The organism is uncultured Nostoc sp. (assembly GCF_937863485.1).
In the GTDB taxonomy this organism is placed as follows: Bacteria; Cyanobacteriota; Cyanobacteriia; order Cyanobacteriales; family Nostocaceae; genus Nostoc.
Map to the genome: position 1 here is coordinate 1 of NZ_CALMFY010000066.1, position 12,852 is coordinate 12,852.

13 protein-coding genes and 2 pseudogenes are annotated in these 12,852 nt (G+C 41.0%); 2 read left to right on the plus strand and 13 right to left on the minus strand.

What is annotated here, in order from left to right:
- Positions 1-152: 152 nt before the first annotated feature.
- Entirely contained in the window at positions 153-611 is a 459-nt protein-coding gene (locus Q0541_RS09315; protein WP_298908666.1) for a BON domain-containing protein, read from the minus strand.
- 470 nt (positions 612-1,081) lie between these two features.
- On the opposite strand from Q0541_RS09315, the gene Q0541_RS09320 reads away from it, so the two are divergent.
- Entirely contained in the window at positions 1,082-2,002 is a 921-nt protein-coding gene (locus tag Q0541_RS09320) for a ribonuclease D (RefSeq protein WP_298908668.1), read from the plus strand.
- A 242-nt stretch (positions 2,003-2,244) separates the two neighbouring features.
- Positions 2,245-3,084 carry a tetratricopeptide repeat protein gene (locus Q0541_RS09325; RefSeq protein WP_298908670.1) on the plus strand — a complete coding sequence of 280 codons (840 nt, stop codon included), beginning with the start codon at positions 2,245-2,247 and terminating at the stop codon, positions 3,082-3,084.
- 342 nt (positions 3,085-3,426) lie between these two features.
- Here Q0541_RS09325 and Q0541_RS09330 read toward each other — a convergent pair whose 3' ends face one another.
- From Q0541_RS09330 to Q0541_RS09385, 12 genes and pseudogenes are all read right to left on the minus strand, one after another.
- Positions 3,427-4,995 carry a sodium/solute symporter gene (locus Q0541_RS09330; protein ID WP_298908672.1) on the minus strand — a complete coding sequence of 523 codons (1,569 nt, stop codon included), beginning with the start codon at positions 4,993-4,995 and terminating at the stop codon, positions 3,427-3,429.
- 53 nt (positions 4,996-5,048) lie between these two features.
- Positions 5,049-5,324, minus strand: a complete 276-nt coding sequence (locus Q0541_RS09335; RefSeq protein ID WP_298908675.1) for a DUF485 domain-containing protein — start codon at positions 5,322-5,324, stop codon at positions 5,049-5,051.
- Positions 5,325-5,825: 501 nt separating this feature from the next.
- Positions 5,826-6,005 carry a PepSY domain-containing protein gene (locus tag Q0541_RS09340; protein WP_298908692.1) on the minus strand — a complete coding sequence of 60 codons (180 nt, stop codon included), beginning with the start codon at positions 6,003-6,005 and terminating at the stop codon, positions 5,826-5,828.
- Positions 6,006-6,029: 24 nt separating this feature from the next.
- Positions 6,030-6,296: a PepSY domain-containing protein gene (locus tag Q0541_RS09345; protein WP_298908677.1), complete on the minus strand. Its 267-nt coding sequence runs from the start codon at positions 6,294-6,296 to the stop codon at positions 6,030-6,032.
- A gap of 15 nt (positions 6,297-6,311) precedes the next feature.
- Entirely contained in the window at positions 6,312-6,992 is a 681-nt protein-coding gene (locus tag Q0541_RS09350; RefSeq protein WP_298908682.1) for a PepSY domain-containing protein, read from the minus strand.
- Between the two features lie 25 nt (positions 6,993-7,017).
- On the minus strand, positions 7,018-7,347 hold the full coding sequence (locus Q0541_RS09355) for a TonB-dependent receptor (protein WP_366941847.1): 330 nt from the start codon (positions 7,345-7,347) through the stop codon (positions 7,018-7,020).
- 1 nt (position 7,348) lies between these two features.
- Positions 7,349-8,311 (minus strand): AraC family transcriptional regulator, encoded by a 963-nt coding sequence (locus Q0541_RS09360; RefSeq protein ID WP_298908684.1) that lies wholly within the window; start codon positions 8,309-8,311, stop codon positions 7,349-7,351.
- 134 nt (positions 8,312-8,445) lie between these two features.
- Complete coding sequence (locus Q0541_RS09365) at positions 8,446-9,222, minus strand: PepSY domain-containing protein (protein ID WP_298908686.1); 777 nt, start codon at positions 9,220-9,222, stop codon at positions 8,446-8,448.
- A 29-nt stretch (positions 9,223-9,251) separates the two neighbouring features.
- A pseudogene (locus Q0541_RS09370) lies at positions 9,252-9,806 on the minus strand (TonB-dependent receptor); the annotation flags it as partial.
- Positions 9,807-10,110: 304 nt separating this feature from the next.
- Entirely contained in the window at positions 10,111-10,683 is a 573-nt protein-coding gene (locus Q0541_RS09375) for an AraC family transcriptional regulator (protein WP_298908688.1), read from the minus strand.
- Between the two features lie 281 nt (positions 10,684-10,964).
- Positions 10,965-11,153 (minus strand): annotated as a pseudogene (locus Q0541_RS09380) (AraC family transcriptional regulator); the annotation flags it as partial.
- A gap of 26 nt (positions 11,154-11,179) precedes the next feature.
- Positions 11,180-12,580 (minus strand): hypothetical protein, encoded by a 1,401-nt coding sequence (locus Q0541_RS09385; protein WP_298908690.1) that lies wholly within the window; start codon positions 12,578-12,580, stop codon positions 11,180-11,182.
- Between the last annotated feature and the right edge of the window lie 272 nt (positions 12,581-12,852).

Sequence of the window (12,852 nt, forward strand, 5' to 3'; positions counted from 1 at the left end):
TCCTTTGCGGTTCGTTCCTCATTTCGTTTGGCGCATCTTCATACAGAATTGGTATGACTTTTATTTAAGTAAGTAAAAAACAGAGACTTACATCTGTGTAAGTCCCTGTTTGACTTTTATGCCGATGTTAACTGAAAGTTTCAGTTATTCTTTTATGGCTTTTTCACAGCATCAATTTTCGCTTCTACCTTCACTGTCTTTACACCTTGAACTTCCTTAGCCAAGGTTTCAGCTTTATTGAGTTCTTGTTGAGAAGCTGCTGTGCCTTTGAGGATAATTTCACCCTCTTTGTTTTCAACTTGTAACTTATTGCCTGGTAAGCCTTTGTTCAACTTTTTGCTAACTTCAGTTTTTAAGTCGCTCTTAACTTTTGTTGCTGCCGTTTTTTCAGAATCGGTTTTAACTTTAGTATCTGTACTAGCTGCTAAAGGAGTCGTTGCTGTTCCGGGAATTTTGGCAGTTTGAGTTGTCTGGGAAGCTGGTTTGGCTGGTGCTTGAGCGGCTTCATTAGTAGTGCTAGGAGTTTCCGAACCTGTTTTAGAAGCCTCTTGGCAACCAAAAGTACCAACTACCAAAATGCTACTAACTAGTAATAGAATTAGCTTTTTCATTATCTATCTCCGAATTGAGTACTTGAAACGATTAATTGAGGTGTGTGTCATGGTGAGGAGCAGATGTTAAAAAGCAATTAAAGGTGAAGTAGCAAAAGTTCCCAAGCAAGCACTCAGGTTACTGAAAATTGAAACTTGGACGATTTCTTCAGGCTAAGATTTTGCAGCCATTTTTGAGAAGCGCCAATTCAATTTTTCTGACGGCTGGTAACCAGTATAGTGCATAGAGTCTGTGGCTCTCTGTCAATTTAACGTAGATGCTAAGGAGCTTTTTTTGAGGGTAGACTATGCAGCCTAACAGTGGTGACTCGATGTTATCAGATTTGAGGCAAGTTTGGCGATGTCTACGCTTAAGCAACTCAAAACTTCAGCATTTTTGCAATACTGTACCAGCAAAATTACCAACAAAATGTTACTTTATAAAACTATGGCTTGCTTACAATGCCCCAAATATCAGGAAAGATTAGCCAATGCCGTACCTTACTTCCGCCCGCGAAATTAGTGCCATTGTTGCTGAATATACCAATGCTAAAACGCTGTGGATAGATACAGAAGTAGCTGACTATAAAAGTCGTAATCCCCGACTATCGCTGATTCAGGTATTAGATAATCCTCAAGATATGAGTGGCGATCGCGTCTATCTTTTAGATGTCCTAGATCAGCCTAATATTATAGCTGAATTTATTGAAGAAATTATGATAAATTCTGCCATTGAAAAAGTTTTTCACAACGCCAGTTATGATATAAAGCTTCTCGGTAACAAGAAAGCCAAAAATATAACTTGCACTTTGGAAATGGCAAAAAAAATTCCCTACTATCTTTTGCCATTACCTAACTACCAACTCAAAACCATAGCCACAGCACTTTGTAGCTTTAACAATATTGACAAACAAGAACAAGAAAGCGCTTGGGGAAAACGTCCCCTGACTGAAGAACAGATCGAGTATGCTTACTTAGATTGTATTTATCTTGCTCAAATCCACTTAAATTTGTTAGGATTACAAGCCCAAGCCAGCCCCGAACCCACAACGGAAGACTTAATATCACTAAGTACTAGATACTCGCAACTTGAGCAGCAATGGAAGTTGTTGAATTCAGAATTTGAGCATTTGCAAGAACGTATAAAAAAAGCCATGCAGGCTCAGAATATATCGGAAACTTCTGATTATAAGCTGACTAGTTATGAGCGGACTACAGTCAAAGCTGCATTTACAGAATTGGCAAGACTAGCACAAACTCAAGGTATTAATTTAGATTTTCCAATTACACTAACTCAGAAACTCCAAAAAGATTTAGGGCAAAATCTGGATCAACTGTCTGTAGATATTGACAAAACCACCTCTTGGAGGCTAACTCCCAAAACTCAAGCGAGTGAAACTGAGGATGAGTAAATTGTTCATCAGGCTACAAATGCCAAAATTTATAGAGTTATTGTTAAGGATAAATCTTGAAGTTTCATAATTATTTCGTCCAGCAAGAACTACCTTCTCTTATAAATCGGTAAAATATCAGGGAAATTTGTCAATTGACTTTAAATGTATATCAAAAGTTAGAATAATTATTGAGTTAAAGAATTAAAATCTAGATTTCAGTACTAATTTCGTTCAGGTGTTATGGCAGTTTATATTAACTTATGAGACGGCGTTTATTTAGGCAAAAGCGAACAAGGGTAAATCAAGTATTTACCATAGCTATTTTTACTACATTGACCGCAATTAGTAGTGTTTCTTGTAGTAAGAATGACAATGTATTGGTAACAGAAATAGGAGTCAGTCAACCTAGCCGTCGTTCAGCTACAACATCTAAAGGTGGGGAATTTTATATTCAGGGAAAGAATCAGCATTTAAACGGCGACTTACAAGCTGCGATCGCTTCCTATAGCAAGGCAATTAATCAAAATTCTCAATATGGTGCTGCCTATAACGGCCGGGGATTAGTCTACTTTGATTTAGGAGACAAGGAGAAAGCGATCGCAGATTACAATCAAGCACTTAGCATCAACCCTAACGACGCCGAAGCCTACAATAACTTAGGGAATGCCAACGCCTCACTAGGAAACAACAGAGAAGCAGTTAAAGATTACAGTGAAGCGATTCGCCTTAATCCCAACTATGCCGAAGCCTACAATAACCGGGGGAATGCCCACGCCACCAATGGGGAAAAAAAAGGGGCGCTAGATGATTTTGACCAAGCTATTCTCCTCGATCCAAAATATGCGATCGCCTACAATAACCGCGGAAATGCCCGTGCTGCTGGAGATCCACAGGGAGCGATCGAAGATTACAATCAAGCCATTCGCCTCAATCCTAACTTTGCCCCTGCCTACAATAACCGAGGAAATGCTCGCGCCACCAATGGAGACAAACAGGGGGCACTCAAGGACTTAGAACAAGCAGCAAGCATTTTTCAAAGTCAGGGTAACAACGACTTATACCAACAAGTGACAAAAAACATCAAAGAACTTGGACGGTAGGCAAAAGGGTGGTTACAAACCGCGTCTAAACAGGCAAAACCCACGGAGGTGGGTTAAAAAACCCAGGACTTACGCACAGGTAACGGAAAATCGTAGACGCATTGGCGCAGCCTCTCGTAGAGAAGCGTCTTGCCGCAGGCTACCACAGAGGACGCAGAGAAGCCAGTGCGCCCTTGCGGTTAAGAGACTTGTACCCCTACGGGGATCTTGCTACGCGCAGCGTCTCCCCTTCTCACATTGGGAGAGGCTAACGCCTGCCGTAGGATGCCCAAAGGGCTGTAGGGAGAAGCTAAGTGTAAGTGGCGCGCGAATTCTATTGGACTTGTTTCTGTGTTGACAAAATTACATCCCAGAACCAATGTGGATGCGATCCTCAACTTCGGCAAATTTTTCCTGTGCTTGCTGTTCAGTAGTCAATAGGGAAACGACAATCGCCACCAGAAACGATAGGGGAATAGTAACTAATCCAGGATTTTTTAGCCCAAAGGGTGCAGAAGCGTGCTTGAGAATTGTCACCTGAATAGTAGGTGACAAATAAATCAGCAGTAACGAGGAGAAGGTACCGACTAACATACTCGCAACCGCCCCGTTGGTGGTAAAGCGTCGCCAAAGCATTGATAAGAGCAAGGCTGGGAAGTTGGCACTAGCAGCGATCGCAAATGCTAAACCAACCATATAAGCGACGTTTTGTCCTTTAAACAAAATACCCAGAATTATCGCCACTAACCCCAAAACCATTGTCGCACCGCGAGCTACCTTCAGTTGTTCTGACTCGTCAGCATGACCAGATCGCACCACGTTCACCCATAAATCGTGAGACAGTGCAGCGGCTCCTGAGAGTGTCAACCCGGCCACAACCGCCAAAATCGTTGCAAAGGAAACAGCGGAAATAAAACCTAAGAAAGCATCACCACCGAGAAATTCTGCCAACATCGGTGCAGCCATGTTACCACCAGTCCCAATTTGCTTGATCGCATCTTGACCTACTAGCACCATCGCTCCAAAGCCCAGGATGAAGGTAAGGAGATAAAAAACGCCAATAATAGCTGTAGCATAAGTAACAGAGAGCCGCGCTGCTTTGGCGTCGGGTACTGTGTAGAAACGCATCAGGATGTGGGGTAGTCCAGCGGTGCCAAACATCAACGACATCCCCAAGGAGATAGCATCAAAGGGATCAGAAACCTGTTTGCCCGGAGCTAATACACCTGGATACTTATCTGCGGCTGCGGCGAAAAGAGCGATCGGGTTAAAACCAAATCGTGCCAGTACCAAGATAGCTAGCAAGATAGTTCCGCCCAGCAACAGAACTGCTTTAATAATTTGTACCCAAGTGGTGGCAATCATCCCACCAAAAATCACATAGGCCATCATCACGCAACCGACGATCACCACAGCTAGTTCATAATCAAAGCCAAACAGCAGTTTGATTAGCTCCCCAGCCCCTACCATCTGGGCAATTAAGTAAAAGCTAATCACTGCCAGCGTTCCAATCGCAGATGCGATGCGGACTGGTTTTTGTTGTAAGCGATAAGCCACCACATCAGCAAAAGTGTATTTACCTAAGTTACGTAGTGGTTCGGCAATTAAAAACATCACAATCGGCCAGCCCACCAGGAAGCCAATAGAATAAATTAAGCCGTCAAAGCCGTTGAGTGCCACCAGCCCAGCGATACCTAAAAAGCTAGCTGCACTCATGAAGTCTCCTGCTAAGGCTAGCCCATTTTGGAAACCGCTGATTTTGCCGCCAGCTGTATAGAAGTGGGCGGTATTTTTGGTCAGCTTTGCCGCCCAAAAGGTAATGCCTAAAGAACTTGCAACAAACACAAAGAAGAAAGCGATCGCCAACGGGTTAAACTTACCAAGACTGGTAATATCCGCCGCTAGTGGCAGATCGAACCACACACTATTCATGCTTTTTTGGTTTAGTATTTTGGATTTTGGACTAGAAATTGCTCATAGCTAATTCACTTGCGTGTCAGCCTTGCGATTTGGTCGTCATAAGTACTATTTGCCCAACGCACATAGATAAAAATTAATACCCATGCTGAGACAATTACCAGCGCCCCCAGTAAAATTCCCAGACTGAGGCCAGGAACTACTAATGACCCCAGCAGGGGCTTATTGAACGCGATTAGCAAGATAAAGCCAAAGTAAATAAACATCATGGCTCCACTGAGAATCAGGGATATTCGCCAACGTTCAGCCGCGAGAGCCTGGAGAGCTTTTGTGCGATCGTTCATGTCTTCCTTTGGGTTGAGAAGATTAGGTCAGATTGTCTCATTGAAGTTGATTTCTGCGTAATTTTCTTAAAGATTATTAGTAAATCTATTGCTATTTCAGGTAATAAAATTAACTTTGCTAACTGATATACAACTGATTTTTTATCATAATGATTATTATTTTTATTTAGTCAGACATTTGTTTGCCTCAAAATCCTATCTTGTTATGGGGTTGACAAATTCCGCCTTGATCAAACTATAGTGCGACAGCTTATGAAGCCAATACTGCGTAAGTTTTGCCGTAAAAAACAAAAGTGTCTAGGTTGGGTTTCGTTCCTCAACTCAACCTACTTCTTAACCGAGCAATATTGGGTATGAAGCGATCGCAATTAGTCATGAAAAAGAGCAGTTTACTACTCATATTGGCACTCGAAAACCCTACTCATAGAGCATTTAAGCCGATTGTGTTGACTAATTTACAATACATATCTTATTTACTTCAGGATTCAATCCTAAATTTTGCTAATTCCAGGAATTTTTTCTGACTGGTGAGAAATCCGGGGTAGGTCTTTTGCGATATCGCCACATTCCGAAGCCAGTAATAAATAAGATTAACGGCGCAAGTCCTACAAACACATAAAGAATGCGAGTAGGCAAACCGCCAAATGTGCCATAGTGTAGGGGAGGAAAAGAATTGAGAATGCGTAGCCGCTTTGCGGCTTGTCGCTAGACATCGCCCAATAATGGCTTCAGTGCATTATCCACCCGCAAGACCTTGCCGCTATACTGGTCGAGGTAGACATAGCTGGTTCCATAATCGCCTATTTCTTGAGGAAATTTGTAGCGAATCATCAAGGCGCTATCTGGTTTTTCCGGAAAATAAACGCTTCTGAGTTCTGCACCAGGTAATTGAGCTTGAGCTGTCTGAAGTTGCTCGCTAAGTTTCAGGGGAAACTGAGTAGGGATCGGTTGAGAAAAAACTTCTGGTTTCAAACTAAAGGTAATTGCTTAAATCACAGGCTCACCAAACTCATTAAAATTCCAGCAAAAACCTGTAAAAAATGTGAAAACAAGAAACACAGCTGCGATCGTACCAGCAACTTTGTGAATATCAAAGTTCACTCGCTTGGGATGAGTATCAAGCTTAATTTTAAAGCCTGTGAGTAAATTCCTCCACCCAGGCCAGAGAAATATTCCTGTAATCGTCAGAATGCATACAAGTAAACCAACAGTGCCAACAATTTTATATCCAATGTCGCCTGCTAGCAGACTGTAGTGGAGTTCATAAATAACTTTGTAAAAGCGCTCTACAAGATTGGGATTAAGATTATTAACGAGAACCGCTCCTGTATAAGGATGAACGTCATTTTCAATCCAATCATTTTCCTTGGTTGCATAGATGACATTAAATGGTTCATCTGGTTTTGTCGGCAGATAAACTCGCTTGAGCTTGGCATCAGGCTGGCTAGCATAGCTGTTTTTCACTGTATTCAGAACGACCTCAATCGGCAGCATTTCCCCTTGAGGAGTAATGGTTTCAATTTGGTCATGCTTTTGATGAGTAGTAATTTCAGATTGAAAGACCAGCAAGCTACCAGTTAAACCAACAATAATCGCAATCAGTCCAACACCTAACCCAATGTAGCGGTGTAAAGTAAATACGAAGTTACGCAGGGTTTTGTAAGTCATGGTAGATATTCGTGCTAAATAAATGTCAAAGCTCAAACGAAATCGTTCCCAACACAGTCAACGGTGCTTGAGGCACGAAGAAGTAGCCATTTGTGTCGTAATATCTGACATTGAAGATATTCTTAAAGTTGAGCGCCGCTCGCCAGTTATCATGTTTGTAGGAGATTGCGGCATCAGTTCTCAAATAAGAAGGAAGAGTATCCGGATCGCTCTGGTTAACAATGCGCGAACCGACAAAAAATATGCCGCCTCCAAACTGTAATCCTTTTAAACTCCCCTGTTGAATCTGATATGTTGTCCATAGACTTGCACCGTGGTAAGCAGTATTTTCCAGTCTGCGTCCTACTGGAATGATGCTATCTTTGCTGACAACGACTAGGACAGTCGTAACCCACTATCTTAGCTACCTGTTTTATGGTCATTTGCTGACTCATGATCAGTGTTCTGGCTTTTTCCATCCAGTATGCCCATAAATAGCCAAATACTGTTGTGTTAAAAACCTGACGGAACCCGATTTTGAGCTTGTAATCGTTTAAACCTACTTGTCGTGCCAATTCTAGCAACGAGGGTGGATTGTCAAAATCGGAGATTAAAATTGCTCTGGCGTGGTAAATTCGGTTAATATCATCTCCTCGCAAAATGCGCGATCGCATCAATTCCCGTTCCCCAGATGTATCGGGTTCCAACTTCAAAGCGATTAATTCTAGACATTTGGTTTGCAAGTAAATTTCTTTAATTAAACCTTGGAAAGGACAATTAACTATTTGATGCAAAATAATTTGCATTTCGGGTGTAGTTTGCCCCATGCGGAAGTAGTTTAGAAAGGATATATTGTCAGTTTCTAGGTACAATTGGAGTGATTTGGGTAGAAAATCTAAGCTACTAACTTCATCTCTGCAAAAGAATTCCTGTAAATTGATCCCGACCTCTACCTCCAGAATGCGTTGACCTGCCCGCCAATAAAATCCACTACCAGGAATTTCCCGATCAAAGTCAAAATAAGTTGCTGTGAAATTTTTTCCCGCAGGTATCATTTCCGTTTCATTGTCTCCGATAACTGCGAAACTAAACTCTATTAAGGGAAGGTTATAAAAATTTGTCTCAATAATTAAATCCTCGGCTAAGTCATACTGTTTTACTAGCAAGTTGATACCCGTGGGGAAAGCTATTACATATTGATAACCCCAACTTTGCTGTTTTGGATCGTTCAACACTGCTAAATACCCAGTATGATATGAGTTGGTTTTTGTAGGTTCAGAGATTGGAGTAGTATTTTGCTGTTGGTGATAGGCTTCTCTCGTTGAAATAAACAGAGTCATTTTTGTGATTTATTGAGATTTTCTCCTAATTATCATATAATTGGCTGTTTGGGTGGTAGTAATGCGATCGCCCAATGTATTGGGAGGAACACTGTAACTACTATTGCGGCGTTGCATACATATAATTGTCTGTATTATTGCAAAGAGAAATTTTCATAGTTTTCAGAGATGTTTAATGGGAGCGTTTCTACTTTTGGGCGTTCCCGCTTTGGCTTGCGGGTAAATGTCACTGCATAGATGATCGGTTTAGTGAAATCAGAGAAATTCCAGCAGAAACCAGTGAAGCCTGTGAGGGCAATAAATATAGCTGTAACAATGCCTGCAACTTTGTGAATATCAAAGTTAACCCGTTTTGGATGAGCATCAAGCTTAATTTTGAAGCTGTTAAGCAGTTTTCTCCAACCAGGCCAGAGGACAATGCCTGTAATACTGAGGATACACATCAATAAGGCAGCAATCCCAGCGATCGCATATCCAGTTTTGTCTGCCAATAAACTGTAGTGGAGTTCGTAGACAACGTAGAAAAAGCGCTCGGAAAAAATTTCCTGACTGTTACCAAGAATCACTCCTGTATAAGGGTTGACATAAAGTTCAGCCAAATCGCTTTCCTGTTTTCTGGGAACAACGAGCGCAGGAGCATTTGGCTTTGCAGACATATAAATCCGATCGATTGTTACGCCTGGTTGATTTGCATAGGCTGTTTTCACCTGATTGAGGATAACTTCCACAGGTAAGCGTTCGCCACCAGGAGTAATCGTTCCAATCTGATGATGCAATAAAAAGTCACTAATTTCATCATGAAAGACTAACAAACTACCCGTTAGACCGATAGCGATCGCAATCAGACCTACAGCTAACCCGATATAACGGTGTAGTCTAAATACAAAGTCTCGGAGTTTTTTTGAGTGCATAAAGAATACTCCTTTGTATTCTATTGGGGTCAAAACTGCCACGAAATTGTTCCCTGCACCGTCACAGGCTCCCCTGGAAAGACTCTTAGAATGTCAGAAGATGATTCGTAGTAATCAACGTTGAAGAGATTTTTGATGCTGACAGCAGCTCGCAAGCGATCGCGTTTATAGAAAATGGAAGCATCGGTGCGAAAATAGCTCGGTAGGGTAAAATTATTATTCAGATCCCCTTCTCGTTTGCCAACATAGAATAAACCCAAGCCGAACCCCCATCCTGCTAAACTGCCGGATTGAAATTTGTAAGATGTGAACAAACCAAAGGAATTTTCTGGTGCATTAACCAAGCGGTTGCCTACAGGATAATCGTTGTCCTCGGTAATGCGAGCATCAATGTAGGCATAACCAGCTGCAATGCTCCATCCTGGCAGAATTTCACCACTAATGTCCAACTCGATGCCGCGACTGCGTTGTTTCCCAGTTTGGATAGAAAAATTAGAATTATTGGGATTGGGATCGGTCGTCAGCACGTTAGAGCGAGTCAAGTCAAATAATGCCAAAGTTGCAGACAGCTTGTTACTCAAATCTTGTACTTTGCGCCCAAACAGGTTGAGCAACAAGTGGCATCAAGACACTCGTGATCCATCCAGATAAACTGACAACAAAAGATAATAAACTAGGCGATCGCTGAACCTTCATAGCTCCTCACACATCAAAAAAGCCAATACCCTCCTTGGCAACTCATCCAGGAAAACTTCCTCTTTGACTCACAAAGTTGTTGGAATTAATTGGCAATTAATTAAGTTATAGGGAGCATACAGGATTTCAGTGACTATTTCCGCTCAAAGAAGACCGCTTGCAACTCTAATAAGACCAAATCTTTGATAAATTTCAAATAGTAGGCTTTTCTCCTAAGCGACAGGCGCTGGGACTAATGCTAAACTTGCGTTTGAAAGCCACAGCAAAATGCCCAGTATTGGCGTAGCCCACTATATTTGCCACTGTCGCTACGCTCAACTTGCCTTCACAAAGCAACTGCCGCGCTTTCTCCATCCGATAAGGGCAAGTTAGAATCTGCCCAATTGCTAGCTGCATTGCTGGAGTGGTTGTTCCCGGCAGAATGAAATCCTCCTGTTTGTTTCCTTCAATCAAATTTTTTAACTGCAATGGCAGAGAGTCAAGCTGGTTGCTACCATAGGATTTCAGGAAAGAAGGCTCCATGCAAATCTGGACTCGGAAGATTCGTTGGTTCGCAGGCCACTCTTCTGTCTCCATAGCAGAGCCAAATTCTAAAGAATTCTGTCCGCTAATTTCGTTTAAGTAATCGTTTGTCTTGTGAATCACTACTCCAGCATCGCCGCAAATAAAAAATGTCAAGACTGATGCCGTCCATCCTTCTTCATAATCATTACAGACGAATAAATTCTCGGCATTCAAATTCCCGAACGCGAAGCCAGAACCCATCCTGAAGCCAAATTAATCGTCTGTATCCTGTCCCTAACTCCTTAGGGTAATCAAAGATATCGTCGAAGTTGTCTGATTGGTATAGACGATGGGTATTCTGCCAGCTTTGCTCCCATAGTTCATCATAGTCTGAGGATGAAAGAGTAATTGTCATTGTTGCAGTTAATTAAATCTTTCTCAAGTTTATTGAAAAATAATCTCATATTTTTTATGACTATCAGAGCGATACGTAAACGGATCGCCATTCTTGTAACGCAGTTGGGCATTAGAAATATCAGTGATAGTAATTGCCTAGCTTGTTCCATGCGATAATCGTGTAAGTAACCAAACATTGTATTCCCAAAAATTTGACGGAATCCACGTTTGAGAGTGCATTCGTTAATACCCACCTGTCGAGCTAGTTCGATTAATGAAGGTGGATTACTGATATTCCGTAACAAAATATCTCTGGCGTGATGGATGCGATCAATTGTGTAATAAGCAAAAATTAGAACTGCTATGCAATCTGATTGTCTATACCGACAGAAATAAGTTTGCTGTAATATTCAGTTTTTGCATAGATGCTGATGATACTATCACCGACTGCAAAAAAAGTACCTTCTTGCTCATCTTTAGAAAATTGTAAATTTGGATATTTAGCTGCAACTTCCGCAGCAGTCATGGCTTTTGCTTTCATTTGATCCGGCAATAGTCCAGTACAACCAATGTAAAATACCAAAGGAGATATCTGATCTCGGTAGATTTTTTCTACATATTGCTCTAGCTTAGTATTCCCTACTGTCAAAGCAGCAACCATTTCCTCTTTGCTGATTTGCTTACCAGTTTGTTTATTCTCCAATAACTGCGCCAAACTATCAGCACCAACTTTTTTAAGAATACCTAAAACTATGTTATTTTGCTCAAGCCCAAGAAAATCATCAAAAATTGGTTTCATAAACTCGTCAACTTTCGTAATCTTGGTGCGTGATGACAGTAGCCTGTGCCTAACAGTGAGATTCTCATTAAATGCCATCTCAAAACTCGGCTTCATGATAATTTCTCCAGTTTCTTTATCATAAAGACGATACATTCTATTCAGAAACCTGTTGGCAGAAGGTAACTTACTGAGGTTAAGAATCTCTTGACTACCGATGTCGATTTTATAGCTCAATCTTGAGTCAAGAGTCCCATGAAGTAAAGCTTGATTGACATCAGTGTATTCGTTAGTTGTAGGAAAGTTGATATAAATATTCTTGGACAAATAGTGCTTTTGAAACTCATCTAACTGTGCCGCTATAAATACATCTGACTCTTTTTTCAAGTGAGCAGAAATAATACTAGCAAGCACTTTAATTTCTGCTAGCTGATAAAATAGTCCATCAATGCTAGAGTAACAACTATCAAAGGCTACAAGCGGTAAGTTATCTAGCTGGATGGAATATTCAGCATTGAAGTCAAAATCTTTTGCATCCACCACACCCTTTTCTTTGAGCAAGTCAAAAGCTTTTTTACTGCTAATTTTGATTTTTAAGGACTTCACATTTATTTTGCCGTCACTTACAATCGTGTAATTATTAAAACTATTGAGGTCATTTACCAGCAAACCTGCTACCTCAATAGTGGGGGTTTGGTCTTCAAATTTGGTAAGTTTGACTTGACGTTTGACAAGCATGTTAATAGTAGCAGTATTGCGATTAAACTGAAATTCGCCCATACCAACATACTCAGCATTATCTATATATTCTGTTTGCAACCAAGGTTGAAGCAGTTCCCCGTTTTCGTTTCTAACACCTTTAATACGCTTGATACCTGTTCTTTGATAATCTTCTTGCAGATGTTTAATATTGATGATGATATTGTTGCGATATTCTGCAAAAATTTGGATGAGTTCTAGCAGAGAAATTTGATTACTTGCCATATTGTCACCATCCATATAAAGGTCAATAATCTATTAAAACCACGGTTTATGAAGTCTATTCCTCTTTGAAAATAAGTTCTTCCAACCGGGAAAAATTGAAGGACAAACACACAATAAATTGATCCCAAATATATGCAAAATCCCCTTATTAAAGGTAGGCAAACTTCAGCCTCAGTGTACTAGCTACTATCGGCGTTCAGTTACTATAAACTTTGGGCATTGCCATGCCCCTACCAACGTATTTGTATCATTATTAAAGTGAAATGGTATTA

Bases quoted from the DNA above. Each gene is read 5' to 3' on its own strand.
- Q0541_RS09315 (WP_298908666.1), bottom strand. From the start codon at position 611: ATGAAAAAGCTAATTCTATTACTAGTTAGTAGCATTTTGGTAGTTGGT.
- Q0541_RS09320 (WP_298908668.1), top strand. From the start codon at position 1,082: ATGCCGTACCTTACTTCCGCCCGCGAAATTAGTGCCATTGTTGCTGAA.
- Q0541_RS09325 (WP_298908670.1), top strand. From the start codon at position 2,245: ATGAGACGGCGTTTATTTAGGCAAAAGCGAACAAGGGTAAATCAAGTA.
- Q0541_RS09330 (WP_298908672.1), bottom strand. From the start codon at position 4,995: ATGAATAGTGTGTGGTTCGATCTGCCACTAGCGGCGGATATTACCAGT.
- Q0541_RS09335 (WP_298908675.1), bottom strand. From the start codon at position 5,324: ATGAACGATCGCACAAAAGCTCTCCAGGCTCTCGCGGCTGAACGTTGG.
- Q0541_RS09350 (WP_298908682.1), bottom strand. From the start codon at position 6,992: ATGACTTACAAAACCCTGCGTAACTTCGTATTTACTTTACACCGCTAC.
- Q0541_RS09360 (WP_298908684.1), bottom strand. From the start codon at position 8,311: ATGACTCTGTTTATTTCAACGAGAGAAGCCTATCACCAACAGCAAAAT.
- Q0541_RS09365 (WP_298908686.1), bottom strand. From the start codon at position 9,222: ATGCACTCAAAAAAACTCCGAGACTTTGTATTTAGACTACACCGTTAT.
- Q0541_RS09375 (WP_298908688.1), bottom strand. From the start codon at position 10,683: ATGGGTTCTGGCTTCGCGTTCGGGAATTTGAATGCCGAGAATTTATTC.
- Q0541_RS09385 (WP_298908690.1), bottom strand. From the start codon at position 12,580: ATGGCAAGTAATCAAATTTCTCTGCTAGAACTCATCCAAATTTTTGCA.